We start from the raw sequence: 19,816 nt of genomic DNA on the forward strand, positions 1-19,816 counted from the left end.
CACTATGCCTGTTAAAAAAGTATAGTGTGGATTTTACTTATCTAACCAATGGAGCCCTAGCGTGGAGGCAATAACCTAACTCTTGATCACGCTAACACTCGAACAGGCTAAGGGTTGATCACTAGCCAATCTTCAGTATCGCGATGGTGTACGCCAGAGTTTTGCAAAATGTTTTTTATCGCCCCTACCGCGCGTAATTGTTCCAATCCTTTGTTTAATGCGCTGTAGATCTGCTGGCTATTCGGCATGGACTTATTGATCACAAAATGACGACTGCCCGACAATCGCACCTTAACGCCAGAAACAATAGCTAATGGAATGTTTTCCAATTCAAATTGCATGGCTTGATTAAACTCACCAAAACAAAAATCCGCCCGCTTAACATTAATCATTTTATGAATAGAGCTTTGACTCGGCGCACTCATTAATAATGGTGTGACTTGCTTAAGCACGCGCCAATCATAAATCCAATTATTAACCGTGATCCCAACATAGGAGCGTAACTGTTCAGCCACATTTTCAGGTGCAACCGACTGTAGAGGATGATCCTTACGAGTAAAAATACCCTTTTCTAATGCACCATCCTCAATAATAGCCGAGCTAACATAAAAGCGTTTTTTATCGGCTTGTTTCAACCAAATGGTTTCACCTGTCGTATGTAAATACTCACTACTGGCTAACAACAAACTACGGGCATAATTACCAGACATTAATAAATTTAACTCAAATGGCAAACCCGCAGCATGCAATGCCTTGCAAAAAATTAACAGCTCTGCCGCTCCTCGTGGCGAGTAAGCAGTAGAAAAATCGTCAACATCGGTACAATGTCCACCATCAAGCCAAGCGTTATAAACATCGGCCGTTTCTTTTGAAATGCCAACGTTAATAATAATTGGTTGACTTGCCGAAGCGCTATTTGGCGAATCAGCCCTGACAGGCAAAGGCTTTAATAAAAGCAGGCCACTGAGCGCCATCGCTAAAACTAGATAAAACCATATATAGACTCGCATATTAACTCCAAGCTCAAGGCGCTATGAAAAGTTTAGCTCTTAATTACATGTTAATTGTATACAATATACACGGTTAGACAAGCCATATATCAAGGTTTTCTAATAAAGCAACGGCCTTAGTCTTTAAGCTATAAGCGTTTAACCAATGCGACCCAATCTTGATTGTGTTGGCTTGGTGGTTTACCTAGCTCTTGGGTTACACTTTGAAAATAGTATTTTAGCGGCTTATCAACATTAATATGCTCAACACTGCCCTTGATAAACTTGCCACCGCTGCGAGGGTTGTACCATTGAACTGAGTAATTCGCTTGACCCTGCGGTAGTTTAATTTTCAAAGATTTGTCTGCCGTTTTGGCGTATACAATATAAAACTCACCACGAACGCCTAAAGCCCAAGCATTGATCATTGACGAGTCTAAGTTCTGGGCATTTTGATAAGGCACATCGGCCATTTTAAAAAAGTCTAATGCGTGCTTTGCTTGTGTCCAAAATTTATCGCGAGAGCGCCAGTCTTGCGCAGTTAAATCTGAATGTTCGCGCTTGTAGCCAAAGTACCATTCAGTACCCCAAGCACCGCCCGTTAACGCGCCCCACAAACCATTCATGCGCGCTAAATCATGGTTGGGATCAAACTTATCTGGCTGCAATGCAAACTCTGCATCTCCGGGTTCATCAACGGCAACCGCAAAAGGCTTGCCATTGGCAACCGGCCATGAGCGCACCTTTTTCACTTGATTGTGTACCGAACCAAAATCTTTCTGGCTGGTTTGAATAGAAACCCCAGTGTAAAAACTATCAGCACCGGTTAAATCTTCAAAAAAGTTACCATTGTGGATCACCACATGGTGATTATATGGATCCTGCTCTTTAAAGTAGCGCGCCATTGCAATACGCTGACTAGTGGATTGCGGCATAGTTTGATGACGCGGATACCAATTGCCATTTTCTTCTCCCATGTTCCAATTAAGCGCTAAATGGTGACCAAAACGAGCAATGAGTTCACGATAATACAACTGACGATGTAAACCTAAACCGCCGTTATCCAACAAACCTTGGTTTTCTGCCTCTTGAGTTTTGAAATGTAAAAATAACCCCAAAGACTGAGCATGACTAAAAACAATATTCCATTGCTCTAACTTGGATACATCAAACCTATCGTATGTATCGTAATCCACATAAGGAAACACATTTTGGTCATCGCCAACTATATTAAGGGTTAAGAAAGAAATTGAGTTCATGCCTTTGCTGGCAATATAGTTAAGTGCGCCAATTAAGCCTTTACCTTTGCCCTTTTGCCAACTTGGGTCACCTTGTTGCCAATCTTGCTCATGTGCTTGCCACGTTTTAACTAATTGGTCTTTATGACCATCGTTATGAAACGTTCCGTCGAAATCTTGATACGACAATAAGTTTTCAGGCGAATCAGGTCCGGCTTTAATAAAGTAGCCGCCCTTGTCAGCGAATCGCAAATAGGGTTGATTCACATATTGTAAACGCCCACGTTCACGGAAATCTGGCCATGTTTTATCACTGGCTTTTACATTAAACTGACCTTGGCTGTTATCAATTTCACCGCCAACAAAACCACTATAATCAAGTTCAGACACGGCAATAAATGGCGCTTTACGAAACGACACTCGCCATTGCCACTCACCTATTTCATCGGGCGTAAAAATAACTCGCCACTTGTTGCCTGAGCTGGCTCCCGTATTGGCTGCATCACCATCAGCCGCAAAAAAACCTGGGATCTTATACTGTTTTTGGCTTTGTTTATGGGTGAATACGGCGTTAAGTTGATAGTGAGTGAAAGGGTTCTCTTCATCGGTTTCTGACACATACGGACCATCAAAAGTCAGCGTAATGCTATGCCACTTTTTAAGCTCGCCTGACACATCAGGAGCAACAGCCGCATAAGTCATTGGCATTAACAGCAGCAATAAACAAAAAACAGAAAAGCGTTTGATAGAGTTGTTAAACATAGGTGTAATTAATTGAACTTAGTAATTACATAATGTTAACAATCAACTAAAATTAAACAGTAAAACAATTTCGTTATTTAATGCAATAAATTCGGCGTACTATTCCCGCCGTACTGTGCGACTAACTCACTATGCCACTGCAATCTGCCAACGCCACTATAAACAACTCGCTGGCATTTACGTCTCCTTGCGGGTAAATAATGATGTCTGTCCTCATAATTTGCTTTTACAATTCAGGACGGAAGAGCATAAAGCTAAACTTTTTAAGTCCTGCTGATTTGTTTATTTAGTGTGCCCTGTTACTATTGTAATACTATGTATTACAAATGGTGGCAATATGAAAACTGAAATGCTGAGCACTCGCATCGATCATGACACTAAGTTAGCTTTTACACAAATATGTGATGAGGTGGGTTTAAGTCCTTCTCAAGCGATAAAGTTATTTGCTAAGGCGGTAATAAATTATGGTGGTATTCCTTTTGAATTGCGTTCAAAGACACCTAACACAGAAACCATTGAAGCAATACAGGAGCTGGAGAGTGGAGCTGGTACAAAAGCAGAAAATGTAAACGAGCTTTTTAAAGATCTCGGAGTCAAATAAGCATATATGTATAGCTTAGAATACTCTAGCCAATTTAAGAAAGACTTTAAAAAGATAACAAAACTAGCGATACCAGATGTGATAGAAGTTGGTCATGTAATTACGCAATTACAAAGTGGCCAACAGCTCGCAGTAAAATATGTAGACCACGCCTTGTCAGGTAACTGGGCTAATTATAGAGACTGTCACGTTAAACCAGATTTAGTTTTGATTTACAAAATAGAAAACAACACTTTGAAACTTGCTCGAATAGGTTCACATAGTGAGTTGTTCCGTTAAGCTTATTACATCCTTTAGTAACTACATTATCAGTCATGTTTAACTCTTTGACTTTGCAATCACATAAACATCAAAAACAGCCCGCATTCAATTCAAACCTCGGCTGGCGGTGGTTTATTCCGCGTTAGCGGATGCTTTGGTGTTATGCAGATAAATCTGCACCTACATGGATGTAGGGAGTGCCGAGCGTTCGGGAATAAGCATCGGTGCACCTACATGGATGTAGGGAGTGCCGAGCGTTCGGGAATAAGCATCGGTGCACCTACATGGATGTAGGAAGTGCCGAGCGTTCGGGAATAAGCATCGGTGCACCTACAGGGGATTATTTTGAGACAAGTGAATAACACTAGCCTTAAATAATTTAAATGAGTCTCACGATCCCTAAAAAGGCATTAACTTAATAAAAGTAAACCGTAGGTCGCCCTAAGCGCAGCGAATCGCGACACGACCATGTCTCAGTTATATGCCATAAAAGAAATGATAAATTTTATATTTAAAGAATTGTAAAACTGTGTTGCGACCATTTACCAAACTCAATAACAAGATGTAACCTGTAAACAATTATCAAAAGTAATATCAAGAAACAACATATGAAAATTAAAACATTCGCCAAAATGGCGGGGGTAGTTGGCGGTTTAATGCTTAATCATCTGGTATTAGCCAAAACCGAGGCACCTTTTATTGTCGGTAATAGTGACAGAGATAAACAAGTCACACAGCAACAGTGGCAACGAGTTGAGGCTTTGTCTGACGAATTTACCACTGGACGTTTGGATCTCAATAAATGGAATAACGGCGGTGTGGTTCCGGGGAAATTTAATTGGTTAGGGCGTTATCCCGGATTGTTCGAAAAAGAAAACGTGCATGTTACGCAAGGCGAGCTCTGGCTAGAAGCGGAAAAATTTGCTCATCCCAAAGCTGACGAGCGCAACTCGCGTGACGACTGGACTCACGGCGGAGCCATTATTCGCTCTAAAAATATGGCTAGCCACGGCATGTATATTGAAGCAAAAATGAAAACCACAGATACCCTAATGTCAGGCACATTTTGGTTAATGATGCCGGCTAGTGATTGCAATACTTCGATCAAAAAAGAGTTGGATATTACTGAGAGTATTGGCCGACGCACTGGCGTTTTTAAACCGCTAAAACCAGGGCAAGATCCAAAGAGTGTTGCATGGTATGAGCCGACCTCTTACGAGTTTGAATACGGTATCAACCCAACGGCACGTCAACGCCGGACCTCGTGTTATAAAGCCAAAAACGTACAAACGAAAGATCCAAACAACACGCATTTTGATCCTTCGCTCGCTTTCCATGTTTATGGTCTTTATTGGAAATCGCCAACTGAGCTGTATTTTTACGTAGACGGTGAATATCAATTTGAAATTATCCCATCTACCCCGTTTGACGATCCCATGGTGATCATTATGGCCTTAGAAACCTATGACTTTAATTACCCAAGTGGTGACGATGTTAAAGATGGCTTTAAACTCGAAAATGGTCAGCCGCGCCCTTTAAAAGACAGATCAAGCCGTTATCAATGGGTTAGAACTTGGCAAATCGCACAGTAAAGTTGTTCCTTAGCCAAAAGCGTTGAACGGTTGAATGTATAGTCATTAGTTAAATTGTAGGGCCGGTTTTACATCGACAAACCTTGTACCAGCCGAAACAAATACGGCCCTGCAATGAAAATGCTCTTGGATCCTGCACGCTTTTTCTATATGTCATAACTTAGGCTTAAATTAACAGCATTAGCCTTTGTGCTGTGCTAAAGACAAACAAAATACGAATAACCTTGTTATAACCTTTTTCATATCTAATTCTTATTTTCTAATCTTAAAAAATCTCAATTTAACCATAACATTGCAAAACGGTTATTGTTATTTGTTTACAATGAGTCTAAAGTTATCTTACGTACGAATTAGAATTTACAAGTATAAATATCATGTTTAGCAAAAAGCTGCTTTCTTCTTTCATCATAGGTACAAGCCTAACCACTACATTGCTTACCGCTTGTGTCAGTAATAACAACCCAACAACAACTGAGGCTAAACATCAAGCGCACACAAGTCAGTTGTTACTCAATAAGCCCTTTGTGCTAAGCAATAATACACAGTACACAACGCCTTACACTACCAATACCAGTACACTGAAGCGGATTAGTATCACCGCATCCATTAGCAAAAACTACGCTAACTTATCCATACTGTCCCAAGGCCAAGTACTAGCTGACAACCTCGATTTACCAAAGCAAGGTAAGCAAACAATAAATGTATTGATTGACTTGAAAAACACGGGTTCTCACGAGTTAGTTTTTGTCGGCCGCAGTGCCGACATTACCCTGCATAACATTGAAATAGAAGATGTTAGCGACATAGCCCTACCAAGCTTTATTGATAATTCACAACAAGCCGATTTCGAAACCGAAGTGACTTTTAAATACGGCGGCCCTTCAATTGGTGACATAGATAACGATGGTGATCTGGATTTTGTATTAAACAATCATAATCATGTACCCACGCAACTTGTTACCAACCATGGGAATGGTAAGGTCAGTGTTAAACGTTTATTTAGCGGCAAGCCCGACTTACATGGCTCTGCGCTAGGTGATTATGACAATGACGGCGATTTGGATATTGTGGTTGCCCATGGTGGTGCCAACGGTACTAACCCGAGTTCATACACCTTGTTTCGTAATGACAATATGGAATTTAAACGCGTAACAGGTGAAGTCGGCATTAAAACACCGGCTCGTGGTCGTGCTCCACGCTGGAGTGATTTAGATAACGATGGCGATCTTGATTTAATCTTTTTCAATGCCAAAACCCCATTAAACAAAGGCCCACAAACCTTGTTTTTGAAAAACAAAGGCGACGGCACCTTTGAAGAAGTTCGCGTAGCTGGCATAGAAAAACCCGACGCATCAAAAGCCCTAATGGTCGACTTTGATCGCGACGGCTTTGACGATGTTTTAATGTATTACCCTGATGCCGTCACTTTGTGGAAAAACAACGGCGACTTTACGTTTAGCAATGTGAGTGAGCAATGGTTACCCGCCAATGTACTTAAGCTAAAAAACATTAACGCCACCACAGATTTAGATGTTAATAACGATGGTTTGGTGGATCTTTACTTCGCCAATGGCCGCTCTCATTACAGTATTTCACGCAAATCACTCGATTTTTCACCTAACCTGAAAAAGCTAGATGTTAATGACGACGGTGAAAAAGGCCGCACTCTAATCGACTTTACTGCCGACGGTAATATTCAATTATCTAATGCCAAGTTTGTTTTCCGCCAATACCGCGAAGGCTTCCCGTTATACTTGGGTAAAAACAAAAGCAAAACTTACATCCAGCCACATGATTATCATAAAAACGATAATCGCTACCCTAAACCTATGGAAGCAGCCCCGCATGATCTTGAGTTAAAACCAGAACAAGCGCTAGGCTGGCCAGAAGAGCGCAGCGAAAACGGTATTTATATTGGTTACCTCGGCAATAAACAATGGAAAGCCGAATGGGTACGCAACAAAACCATTTACTGGGCAATTGAATTCTCAATGACAGGCTTAAACAGTGTTGATTACGACTGGCCTGCCAACAACCGTAATGTGCAAGATGTGTTGTTAATCAATAAAGGCAGCCATTTCGAAGATGCAAGCCAAGCCTTTAATATTCCTAAAGGCGGTAACCATTGGGGCGTAACTCGTGCAGATTTCAATAACGATGGTTGGCAAGACTTGTTTATTCATCGCTACGGCTTTTTAAAAGAACGCGTCGCCGATTTACTGATGCTGAATAACAAAGGTAAAGGCTTTGAGATCACCACCGCGCATGGCGCATTTGATGCCAAAGACACAGGCCACGGCGACATGGGGCAAGCCTTTGACTTTAACCAAGATGGCTTAATTGACATGCTAAACGGCAGCGAAGATCGCGGTAAATGGTACTTATACCTTAATAAGTCGCCAGCGGTGGGTAACTATATTCAATTTCAAGTCGGCTATAGTCCAAAAGCCAATGTCGACCCACTTTCTGCCGAAGTTGTTATCACCACGACCGACGGGCAAACGTACTTTCAAACCGTTGGTTCAACCGGTGAAGCTCATTCGCAAAGTGTCATTAATACAGTGCACTTTGGCTTAGGTAAACAAACTAAAATAAAGTCTGCGAAAATTACTTGGCGCAATGGCGAAACCCAAACGTTTGGCCAACTTAAAGGCAATACTATAGTTAAAAGTCAGTAATTTTAACTCGTATTCGCATACCAAAGCCTCAATTCAGGTGTCTGAATTGAGGCTTTGGTTTTTTTGGGGATGATATTTTATTTATATATAAACGTTTATTTTTGTTAACAATTATCAAATCACATTATATCGTCAGTATTGTATGGTAGTTTTAACACTAATCAGCGACATATAGTCTTCTCGCTCAGATTTTATGGTTCATTGTCAGCGCTTACTCTCGACTTTGGCTCCTGCGTCGTCCTACTACCTAAATCCCTTTAGGCAGCCCCAATCACATAATAGAGCATATGCTCATGGGGTCTCGAAGCTTGCCTACATGGATGTAGGTAAGGAGCGTGAGCAAGGATGCGGAAGCTGCCCCTAAAACCAGATCGCTTTGACTATACTTTAAGATATAAACAATGAAACCGATCCAGATAAAAACGCCTTGGCTAGGTAAATTAGCCTGTGCAGCAGTACTTAGTAACGCCTTAGTCGGCTGCGAAAATACCAAAACCAATAACGATCTTGCCCAACCAGCGTCATCAAAACCCAATGTTATTTTAATTTATGCGGATGATATTAGTGCCCGTGAATTAGCCATTTATCAATCGAGCCAATGGTCAGGAAAACAAGGTAAAAGCGTCTCCGACCCAAGTAAATTAGCCGATATTCCTGTTATTAGCCGTATCGCTAATCAAGGGGCTTTTGTTGAAACTGCTTGGGCAGCTACGATATGTTCACCTAGTCGCGCCATGATGATGACAGGTCAATACGCTTCCATTCATAAATGGTGGCACAATAAAGACTATGGCAAAATTAAAGATCCGCTAAATGGTCGCCAACGTATTTCGCGCCTTTATGAAACCTCGCCATTGCAAATAGGTCATATTGCGCAACAAGCCGGCTATAAAACCATTTGGTCGGGCAAAACCCAAATGAAACACAATACGGATCATAGTGTTTATGGGTTTGATGAAGGCGTATTTACCCCTGGAGTTAACTACCCAACTATTGCGCCGCATACCACGTTTGGCATTATGCAACGTAAGCAAAAAGTTAATGGCAAACCTGTGTTATATAACGCTGACACCAATAAAGATTTGCCGTTCAAAAGCTATGTGCAACAAGCTTGGTACTGGAAACCTAATGTACAGTTAATGAACCACCCAGATGCCAAAACCAAATCAGAGTATTGGCCAAACACTCCGAATCCATTGCTAATTTTGGGGTCAATTCATACGGACCAGACATTGAGTTAGATTTTATTCTGCAATTCATGGAGCGCCAACATAAACAGAGTAATCCATTCTTTGTTTACCATACCACTCACTTAGGTCACGATGGTTTTGACTATTTACACCCTGAGTCGGGCAATAAATGGCCTGGTACGCCAATCGTTAACTGGGATGGTGAAAAATATACGCGCATAACGCCGAACATTACTGGCTCAAACGGCAAATACAATACTAATGGCACAGTATCTGAGCCGGGTATGCATAGCCACGTTAAGTATTTGGATTACCAAATTTGGCAGTACCTTGAAAAACTAAAAGCTCTGGGTATTGAAAATGACACCATTTTAATTATTACCGCTGATAACGGTACCAGTGGCTATGGTAAAGCCAGTCCAGTAAAACAACGTGGCACTCATGTTCCTTTAGTGATTTATGCACCAGGGGTAGAAATGACCAAACAAGGCAAACAACCTATTATCGCTTCAATCGCTGATATTTTACCGACATTAGCCGATATTATGGGGCAATCCATTCCAGCAGATTATGAAATTCATGGCGAAAGTTTATGGCCTTATTTAACAACGCAAACCCAAAAACATCGTGATTGGATTTACGCTTACCGTGGTAAGCAAACCTTAATTCGCGGCCATAAAGTGATGAAAGATGGACAAAATAATTGGTGGGATGTCAGTCAGACACCAGCCGATTTAGATAGTTTTCCTAAAATTACCAACTGGCAAACAATGTCGGCGGAACACCGCGCTGAAAAACAAAAATTACAAGCCGTCATTCCTAGGTTTGATAATTATCAAACCCAACACGACCCGCTAGTAAAATAAACGCCAACCCTAAGGCAAGATGCTGAGCAAATAAGCATCTTGCCATCTAGCATAATTTGTTTTACGCGCCTTGGTATTGCTAATTACCTCTTCTTTGCCGTGACTTAGGAAAATACCCTCGTCATCCTTGTGCATGGACGGGTGCAGTAATTAAAATTTGTCAGGAATAAAATTCTGTGGTCTTGCTCTTTTAGTCAGAAAGTTTTGCAGGCTCTGCAAGCATAAGCTCATATACATAAATACACAAATTTATCTATAGCTTATAACCATTGGTTTGCAGGTAACGTGACATTTTACTTAACCTTACAAACAGGTAATTGTTTATTGTATGCAAAATCAATAAAGTACATATAAATTCCCACTACTCTGTGTTTATAAGATATGTTTAATAAAAAGCTTGTTTCACTTGTTATCGCGGCTACAACTGGGGTTAGCCTGTTATCCTTAACCGCTTGTAAAAGCAATGACGCCCAATCAAATTTTGCAGCTAAGCCTAGTCAACATAAAGTGACAGTTAAAAACACTTTATTAAGTAAGCCTTTTTTACTAACTAATGACATTCATTACAAAACTAACTACGCTGTCTCGGGTTCGGCTATTAAGCGAGTGACGATCACCGCGTCTATCAGCAAAAACTACGCAAACTTATCCATACTGTCTGGTGAGCAAATCATCGCCAATAATTTAGATATTCCGCGTAAAGGCAAGCAAACCATCAATGTATTGGTCGACTTTAAAAGCTTGGGGCAAAAGCAGTTATCTTTTGTTGGTCGCAGCGCCGACATAACGTTACATCAAGTGGCAATTGAAGATGTCTACGGCTTAGATGTTCCGGCTTTTTTTGATAACTCACAAAATGCCGATTTTATCACTGAACAAACCTATAAATACGGTGGCCCTGCCATCGGCGATATTGATAACGATGGCGACTTAGACTTTGTGCTAAACAACCATAACCACGTACCAACCCAACTTGTAACTAACCTAGGTAATGGCAAAGTTAAAGTAGAACGCTTATTTAAAGGTGCTCCGGATTTACACGGCTCGGCAGTAGGTGATTATGACAACGACGGCGACTTAGACATTATTGCCGCACACGGCGGAGCCAATGGCACCAGCCCTAGCTCTTACACCTTGTTTAATAACCAAAACATGCAATTTAAAAATGTAAGTGGTGAAGCCGGATTAAAAACGCCTGCACGCGGTCGCGCGCCGCGTTGGATCGATTTAGACAATGATGGTGATTTAGATTTAGGTCTATTTAACGCCAAAACACCATTAAAAAAAGGCGAACAAACCTTATTTTTAACCAACAATGGCGACGGTACATTTAAAGAAGTGAATATTGCGGGTATTGAAGATCTCAATACTGAAAAACCACTAGTAGTCGATTTCGACCGCGATGGCTTAGATGATTTATTGGTCTACTACCCTGACAAACTCTCGCTATGGAAAAACAATGGCGACTTAACTTTTACTAATGTTAGCGACACATGGCTGCCGAAAAAAGCCGCTAATATGAAAAATATCAACGCCGCAACAGATGTTGATGTCAATAACGATGGTTTAGTCGACTTGTACATTGCTAATGGCCGTTCACACTACAGTATTTCGCGCAAATCGCTCGACTTTTCGCCGCAACTAAAACGACTTGATGTGAATGACGACGGTGAAAAAGGCCGTACCTTAATCAACTTTACCGCTGACGAAAATATAAAAATGTCAGATGTTAAGCTCACTTTCCGCCAATATCGTGGCGGTTTCCCTATTTTCTTAGGTAAAAATAAAACTAAAACCTTTATTCAGCCCCACGACTACAACAAAAACCAAAACCGCTACCCGCAAGCCCAAGAAGCGGCTCCGCACGACTTGGAATTTTCTCCTGAACAAGCTCAAGGCTGGCCAGAAGATCGCAGCGAAAACGGTTTTTATTTTGGCTATTTAGGCAATAAACAATGGCGCAGCGAATGGGTGCGTAATGGTATTGTTTATTGGGGAGTTGAGTTTTCACTATCAGGTTTAAACAGCGTCGATTATGACTGGAAAGCCAACAACCGCAACGTGCAAGACATATTGCTTATCAACAAAGGTAGTCATTTTGAAGATGGCAGCCAAGCTTGGAATATTCCTAAAGGCGGCAACAACTGGGGTGTAACCCGTGGTGATTTTAACAACGATGGTTGGCAAGATTTATTTGTTCACCGTTACGGTTACTTAAAAGAACGCGTGGCAGATTTAATGTTACTGAACAACGCAGGTAAAGGCTTTGAAATAACAACGGCACATGGCGCATTTGACCCACAAGACACTGGCCACGGCGATATGGGACAAGTTTTCGATTTTAACCAAGACGGTTTACTCGACATGCTAAACGGCAGTGAAGATCGCGGGCGTTGGTATTTATACCTTAACAAAACCAAACAAAGCGGCAACTACATTCAATTCCATGTTGGCTACAGCCCGAAACACAATATCGACCCTTTATCGGCTGAGGTCATCATTGAAACCGCAGCAGGTCAACAGTACTTTCAAACTATAGGCTCGACGGGTGAAGCACACTCACAAAGTGTTATCAATATTGCCCACTTTGGTTTAGGTAAAGAACAAAACGTAAAATCGGCAAAAATTGTTTGGCGCAACGGCGAAAGTGTCAAGTTAAGCGATTTAAAAGCTAATACGCTATACAAAAGCCAGCAGGGGAAATAATCTCCTGCCTTTTTAAAAATGACTGGAACAAGCCAACCAGTCATTTTTATATGATTATCGGAAAACTATATCGCGCTAAGTCAAACTAATTACTTTATTTTTATAGGCAACAGCGCGTCTATTCAACATGCCAAGCCAACTGTTCAACTAACACACCGCCAATGCAAATTAATGCATAATCTTGCTAAAAAACGGGCAATATGAGTTAAACCTATACCTATCTCTTGTATTTCAGTATAGTCAAAACTAATGAACGTAGAAACGCTACTAGCTAACTGCCACAAACCACAAATGGAATTGAAATCATGTTTTTACCGTTTGAAGCTACATTTATCATCAACAAACTTGAAAAAGAAGTCGAACAAAACCAACAAAAACTGACTAGTGAATTAAACGACTCTCAACGCACCGAAATTGAGCAAAACATCATCATCGCTATTGCTTGTATCACTAAATTACAAAAAGAATTGCCAGCTAAAGCCACTAACCGCCCAGCTAAAGTATTGGTAGTCGACGATGTTGAAACCATGCGCCAGGTTAATAAACATTTGCTGCTCGATATCGGATTTGAAAATATTGATGTCGCAATAAATGGTCATGATGCCTTAGTCAGGCTACAACAAGCTCTTGACGAAGGTAGCCCATATGACCTTGTCATTTCTGACTGGGAGATGCCTAAAATGTCGGGAATGGAACTATTAAAGCACATTAAAACGAGTCCACTCCTTTGGCGAACTCACCTATATTTGTTAACCGGATTATCAGAAAAACAAGATGTGATGACCGCAATTAAAGCTGGGGTTTCGGGGTACATGACTAAACCCGTTAATCAAAAAATCCTCAAAAATAAACTCGCTTATTATTTGTAAAGTTTATTACGCTGAAATAATTCAGTTGAATTAGACAGCTAAACAATCCACAAGCCAGAATTGATAACGACTGCATTAATAAAATCTAAAACCCAACCACCTCAACTATTTAAACATAATATGTTTAAATAGTTATTATCTTGTAAAATATATTACCAATTTAGCCGTTTTGTGTGGTACTTTATTTAAAAAGAGCAAGCGCTTGACCTTGAATTCAATTCAACAGTATTTCAGCCATTACGCTTTGCTCTGCACACAAAATCATGAACCGAACTCGGGAACGACAATGAAAAATAAGACAAGCAAGCTCAATTGCTATTGGCTTAAGCACACTTTATTACCAGCAAGCGCTTTGCTACTCGCGGCCTGTGGAGGTAGCGATAGCGAAAGTAAAGTCAGTGTGTCTGGCGACACTTCAGTGGTTGATGACGGCAGCGGGGCTGTTGCCGGTAAAGTATCACTTAGCAATGACGACACCTTCGTGGTCCAAGATAATGTTGATACAGATTTAGGGACGTTTAACCTAACTGTTGATGGAAATTGGACGTTTGAAGCACAAAAAACCACACCGGCTATTGCCGAGCTATTAGCAGGTGAAACCGTAGAAGAACAAATCACCATCACCACTGCCAGCGGCGCAACCCAGATGATCACGGTGACCATTCAAGGCGAAGACGATGCGCCCGTTATTGGCACGGGTGAAGGCGTTGACTCACTTACCATTGATACCCCTATCAGCGCACCGGTAACCGGTAAATTAACCATCAGCGATCCAGACAAAGGCCAAAGTCAGTTTGTGGCGCAACAAGATGTACAAGGCAGCTACGGTCGCTTCTCTATCAGCGTGGAAGGTGATTGGAGTTATCGCCTCAATTCAGTCATTGCTGCCGCGCTGAGTCAAGTATCTGCGGCAAGCACTGACAACAGCCAAACGCTAAGCGAAATATTTACCGTAACCTCTGCTGATGGCACCACACATGACATCACTATTGTGATCAGCGAACAAAGCTTGGTGGCAGACAATTTAGACACCGACAACGATGGTATCGTCAATAGCGAAGATCTCGATGATGACAATGATGGCGTTTCAGACATTGATGAAGCCACTAAAGGCACAGATCCGTTAAATGCCGACTCAGATGCCGATGGCGTGAATGATGGTCAAGACGCATTTCCATTAAACAACGCAGAAACCCTAGATTCCGATAACGATGGCATGGGTAATTTTGCAGATATGGATGATGACAATGACGGGATCAGTGATGCGGATGAAATCACCAACGGCACTAACCCGTTAAGTGCTGACTCGGACAACGATGGCGTAAACGACAATATCGACGCATTTCCAAACAACAATACCGAAACACAAGATACCGACAATGATGGCATAGGCAATAGTGCCGACACAGACGATGATAATGATGGTATCAGTGATGCCGACGAAGCCACAGCAGGCACGGATCCTCTAAAAGCAGATACCGATGGTGATGGCGTAAATGATAATCTCGATGCGTTACCACTAGATGATAAAGAAACCCTAGATACCGATAGCGATGGTACTGGTAACAATGCCGATCTGGATGATGACAATGACGGTGTCAGTGATGCGGATGAAACAACAGCCGGAACCGACCCGCTTAATGCTGATTCTGACAACGACGGCGTAAATGACGGTCAAGATGCTTTTCCACTTGATAACCAAGAATCGTTAGATACCGATAACGATGGTATCGGCAATAATGCCGATAGCGACGACGACAATGACACCATTAGCGATGCTGATGAAATAACCAATGGCACGGAACCATTAAAAATGGACACTGACGGCGACAATATTGACGACGCAACAGACGCCTACCCACTTGATCCGAATTTGTACATGCCGCGCCAAGTGCTATTCAGTTATGACTTTAACACCGATCAAATTCAAACCGAAAACAACAACTGGGAAGGCTGGGTGTACCCGACAGCGAATCGCGGTGTTATGACTTTTGCAGTGGATGCTGGGCCAGATGGTAGTGCCGCGTACTCGTTTGAAGATACCAATGCCAACACCAATATTCTGCAAACCGGTATTCGCTTTAACAACCGTACCAATAAAGACAATATCAACCCTTGGACCGATCTTCTGGGCGATGCCAAAGGCCAAACACTTAACTCAATTTCACTTTGGATAAAAGTTGAAAAAGCCACTGCTGGCGACGTCACCGTGCAACACAATTTGGTGCCTTATCCGCTGGTGGACGATACCAAAGGCAATACCATCAATGCTGGTTTAGCTGTGGGTCCACAATACCAAGCCATTGTTCCAGCCTCTGCCAACAACACTTGGGTACAAGCCGAATTTGTTGATTTTAATACCGGCGAACGTCAATTTACCATCCCTGACTCTTGGGTACACCACGACGGCAGCTCACCTATTCAAGTTTACCCACAAATACTTTTTGGCGGGTTAGAGGTTGGCGACAAAGTGTATGTGGATAGCTATGAAATTGGCGACGCTCCGCTGCTTAATGCCTGCTGTGCGCCAACTGGCAGCCCGACAGGCGGTGGTAACTCAGATACCAGTGCCGAAACCGGCGGTATTACTGGCGCAACCGGCACCGATGGTGCATTTAACATAGGCGATAATCTTACTTTTACTTACAACTTTGATGTGAATGAAGTGTCTCCTGCGCAAAATGAACAAGGCTGGGTGTACTCAGTGATCGATCGCGGCAGCTTAATGTTTGAACGCGAAGGCCGCAGTGGCGCTGCTATGTCGTACACCGATGCCAGCGTTAATGTTAACCCAGAGCAAAACGGCACATACTTGCAAGACTGGAATGGCAATCCATTTACCCCGCTATTTAGTCATCATGGCAACACCATCAATAGCATTAAACTTTGGGCCAAAACCGAACTTGCGACTGAAAAAGACATCGACATTATTCATTACTTAATGCCCTATGGCCTTGTGCAAGGCAACAAAAGCGCCAATATTGCAGCAGGCCTTGAAGCGTCACCACGCTTAGTCGGCACCATCCCTGCTGGCAGCTCTGACTGGGTTGAAGTCAATTTTGCAATTGAAGGAACTAACGCGATTGATTTTACTATTCCGTCAAACTGGATTCACCACGGAGATGGCGATCTGCAAATTTATCCTGAATTTAAATTTGCCAATACTGAAGAAGGTGACAAAGTTTATCTGGATGACTATGAAGCCAAAACAACGGTTGGTGCACCTTTACCTGTACCAACGGATTTTACAGTAGAATACGACTTTAACGATGCAAGCGTATCGCAACAAAACGGCTGGGGCTTTATTACAACAGGCTTTGGGGCAATTAGTCTTGCCGAAGGTGAAGGCGTAAACAGTAGCAATGCTATCGCCTATGAAGACACAAGCGACGGCACCAATATCAGCAATCACTCAATACTTTGGCATAAATGGGGCAACGCGAACCCATGGAGTAGCGAATTTGGCGGCGGAGCGATTGAAACAGAAATTACATCGGTCAAGCTCAGAGTCAAAGTAGAAAAAGGTGCAAATAATACGGGTACTAGCGATGTCACCATCAAACACCAGTTGTTACCTTGGAACATTGTCAGCAGTGGCGGTAAAACGGCAAAAGTCGCGGCGGCTCAAGCCATTACTGCCGACTATACAACAACCGTAAGTGCAGCTGATTTTGGCCAATGGCTGGAAGTAACATTTACGGATGCCAACACAGATTTAGCAACCTTCTCCATTCCTGATACATGGCAGCTAGAAGATGGCTCAAATATTGTTGATGTATTGCCTTCGTTCTACTTTGGTGGCTTAGAAGTGGGCGACAAAGTTATTATTGATGACTACGTATTAACTGGCGATAACGCACTCGCCAGAAGCGTTGATAATGGAGATAGCGGTACTGGCGGCGGCGATAATGGATCGCAAACCGACTATGGTTTACACGACGGTAGCGGCACATATACAACCAACGGCCGAGCAGCACCATTACCTGTGGTTGATAGCGATTTTTACACTGCACCAACCACATTTAATGTCGAGCGCAACGCGGTGACTGACTATCAAGTTAACAACGCAGATACCACAGATGACACCGCCACCATGCAAGCCGCAATTGACGATATTAGTGTCACTCATGGCGGCGGCAAGCTGACAATACCAGCGGGTGAGTACTACTTCCGCAGCTTACAGCTAAAATCGAATGTACATATCGAAGTTGATGAAGGCGCTACCTTCCATATGGTTACCGCGAATCGATACAACGAGTTTATGTTTGAAATTGGCTTTGGCGCTAAAGTGGAAAATGTCAGTGTCGTTGGCTTAGGCAATGGCTTTACTGTCGATTTAACAGATGCACCAAATGTCAGAACGGCCGTATTCAGAATGGGTGACATGGAAAACTTTAGAATTGCCAATATCAAGATCAAAGACAGCAAAACCATATTTGCGTCATTCTTGGTCGGCGTCGCGGTTCGCAACAATGATTTGCACTGGCCAGTTAATGGCATCATAGAAAAAATTGACCAAAGCAATTCCTTATTCGGTTATGGCGTGGTGCAAACCTATGGCGCCGACAATATTTTGTTCCGTGATTTACACAGTGAAGGCGGTATTACACTGCGCATGGAAACGGATAACTTGTCGATGAAAGAATACGGCAAAGGCGGCATTCGCAATATATTTGCCGAAGATATTCGCGGTACCGATTGTTTAGCACCAGTGATGTTTGGCCCACACTTTATGGAAAACGGCTCAGTTCAAGTTAATGGTGTCACCGCAAACAGTTGTGGTTTTGCGGTACGGGTTGATGAAGGGTTTGTCGAACTGTTTAGCCCAGCAGGCCAAAGCTACACTCGTGATTCATGGCGCGCAGAAGTCGATGCTACCTACGGCACTAACTGCTCGCTACAACCATATGCACGTGGTAACAACCAATGGGCGGCACGTATCAACCCAACTAAAGCCTGTTTGGATGCGGTACATCGTGCAACAGGTTTAAAACCGGGTTGGTATGAAGAGTCATTTGTATTCAATGTTACGGCAAACTATGGTACCGAGGCCGACTTGAAGTTAGAACATCTGTACTATATTCCAAGTACCGACAACCTTTGTATTGCAGCCAGTGATCAATGGGCAGGCCGTGGCCAAATATTTATTGGTGACTCAGTCGCACCGGTTGTCAATGCGCAACAAGCAGGAGTCGACTACAACTTTAATATTGATATTAAAAACCTCACCGCCAATGGCTATCCAAGCACGCACCACGATGTATTGGATGCAAACTCAGCGAGATTATCTCCTAGCATTACTAACTACAGTAGCGCAGTGGCACTACCAGACTGTACGGACACCCGCTGGGGAAACTAACCCTTAAGCGTGTTTCACGTTAGAAAAGCCCTGAGTGAAAGCTCGGGGCTTTTTTGTTTTGGGGTTGGGTGGGAATATCAAATGTTTTGTGGGCGAGCATTGGCTTCGGATCCTGCAAACCTTTCTACCCCAATAAAATAACAACGACAGGCATCGTAAATTTTATCGTTTCTTTTTTTGGCATATAACTGAGACAGGGTCGTGTCGCGATTCACTGCGCTCAAGGCGACCTACGGTTTACTTTAATTCAGTTTATGTCTCTAGGGAGCGTGAGACCATTTTAAATTATTTAAGGCTCGATGCTTATTCCCGAACGCTCGGCACTTCCTACATCCCTGTAGGTGCAGATTTATCTGCATAACACCGAGGTGTCCGCCAACATGGGTTCAACCACCGCCAGCCAAGGTTTGAATTTAGCGCTGTCTGTTTTTAATGTTTTTCTGTTTTGATATTGGTGTTTACGCGATTATAAAGGAACGCCCGAACGGTGTATTTGAGTCGGGTAGCAAGCCTACCTATCGGCCTAAAGGCACGACCTACAATTTTTTGTGGGCGAGCATTTGCCTGCATGGATGCAGGTACTTAAGATTTGTCGGGAACAAAATCTTGTATGCTTGCAAAGCCTGCAAACCTTTCTGCCAAAATTAAATAACAACGACAGGCATCGTAAATTTTATCGTTTTTTGGGTATGGAGCTGCAACATG

11 protein-coding genes are annotated in these 19,816 nt (G+C 42.5%); 9 read left to right on the top strand and 2 right to left on the bottom strand.

All coding sequences use genetic code 11. From position 1 onward, the window contains the following. Positions 1-107: 107 nt before the first annotated feature. A complete protein-coding gene (locus tag C2869_RS04540) occupies positions 108-1,010 on the bottom strand; it encodes a hypothetical protein (RefSeq protein ID WP_108601824.1) in 903 nt (300 codons plus the stop codon). A 128-nt stretch (positions 1,011-1,138) separates the two neighbouring features. Further along, positions 1,139-2,935 (bottom strand): DUF5060 domain-containing protein, encoded by a 1,797-nt coding sequence (locus tag C2869_RS04545; RefSeq protein ID WP_228710763.1) that lies wholly within the window; start codon positions 2,933-2,935, stop codon positions 1,139-1,141. A gap of 391 nt (positions 2,936-3,326) precedes the next feature. On the opposite strand from C2869_RS04545, the gene C2869_RS04550 reads away from it, so the two are divergent. From C2869_RS04550 to C2869_RS04585, 9 genes are all read left to right on the top strand, one after another. Further along, a complete protein-coding gene (locus tag C2869_RS04550) occupies positions 3,327-3,590 on the top strand; it encodes a type II toxin-antitoxin system RelB/DinJ family antitoxin (protein WP_108601826.1) in 264 nt (87 codons plus the stop codon). A gap of 6 nt (positions 3,591-3,596) precedes the next feature. After that, positions 3,597-3,869, top strand: coding sequence for a type II toxin-antitoxin system RelE/ParE family toxin (locus C2869_RS04555; protein WP_108601827.1), 273 nt, complete (start codon positions 3,597-3,599; stop codon positions 3,867-3,869). Positions 3,870-4,459: 590 nt separating this feature from the next. Further along, positions 4,460-5,443, top strand: a complete 984-nt coding sequence (locus tag C2869_RS04560) for a LamG domain-containing protein (RefSeq protein WP_108601828.1) — start codon at positions 4,460-4,462, stop codon at positions 5,441-5,443. A 374-nt stretch (positions 5,444-5,817) separates the two neighbouring features. Further along, on the top strand, positions 5,818-8,121 hold the full coding sequence (locus C2869_RS04565; RefSeq protein WP_108601829.1) for a CRTAC1 family protein: 2,304 nt from the start codon (positions 5,818-5,820) through the stop codon (positions 8,119-8,121). Between the two features lie 401 nt (positions 8,122-8,522). Next, positions 8,523-9,362 (top strand): sulfatase-like hydrolase/transferase, encoded by an 840-nt coding sequence (locus C2869_RS22555; protein ID WP_199915626.1) that lies wholly within the window; start codon positions 8,523-8,525, stop codon positions 9,360-9,362. Beyond that, entirely contained in the window at positions 9,296-10,177 is an 882-nt protein-coding gene (locus C2869_RS22560) for a sulfatase-like hydrolase/transferase (protein ID WP_199915627.1), read from the top strand. The genes C2869_RS22555 and C2869_RS22560 overlap by 67 nt, the downstream gene beginning before the upstream one ends. A gap of 381 nt (positions 10,178-10,558) precedes the next feature. Next, on the top strand, positions 10,559-12,883 hold the full coding sequence (locus C2869_RS04575; protein ID WP_108601830.1) for a CRTAC1 family protein: 2,325 nt from the start codon (positions 10,559-10,561) through the stop codon (positions 12,881-12,883). A 305-nt stretch (positions 12,884-13,188) separates the two neighbouring features. Next, positions 13,189-13,752, top strand: coding sequence for a response regulator (locus C2869_RS04580; RefSeq protein WP_108601831.1), 564 nt, complete (start codon positions 13,189-13,191; stop codon positions 13,750-13,752). 286 nt (positions 13,753-14,038) lie between these two features. Continuing rightward, a complete protein-coding gene (locus C2869_RS04585) occupies positions 14,039-19,111 on the top strand; it encodes a VCBS domain-containing protein (RefSeq protein ID WP_108601832.1) in 5,073 nt (1,690 codons plus the stop codon). Positions 19,112-19,816: the final 705 nt, after the last annotated feature.

Origin of the sequence: Saccharobesus litoralis (genome assembly GCF_003063625.1) — a bacterium.
Lineage (GTDB): Bacteria > Pseudomonadota > Gammaproteobacteria > Enterobacterales > Alteromonadaceae > Saccharobesus > Saccharobesus litoralis.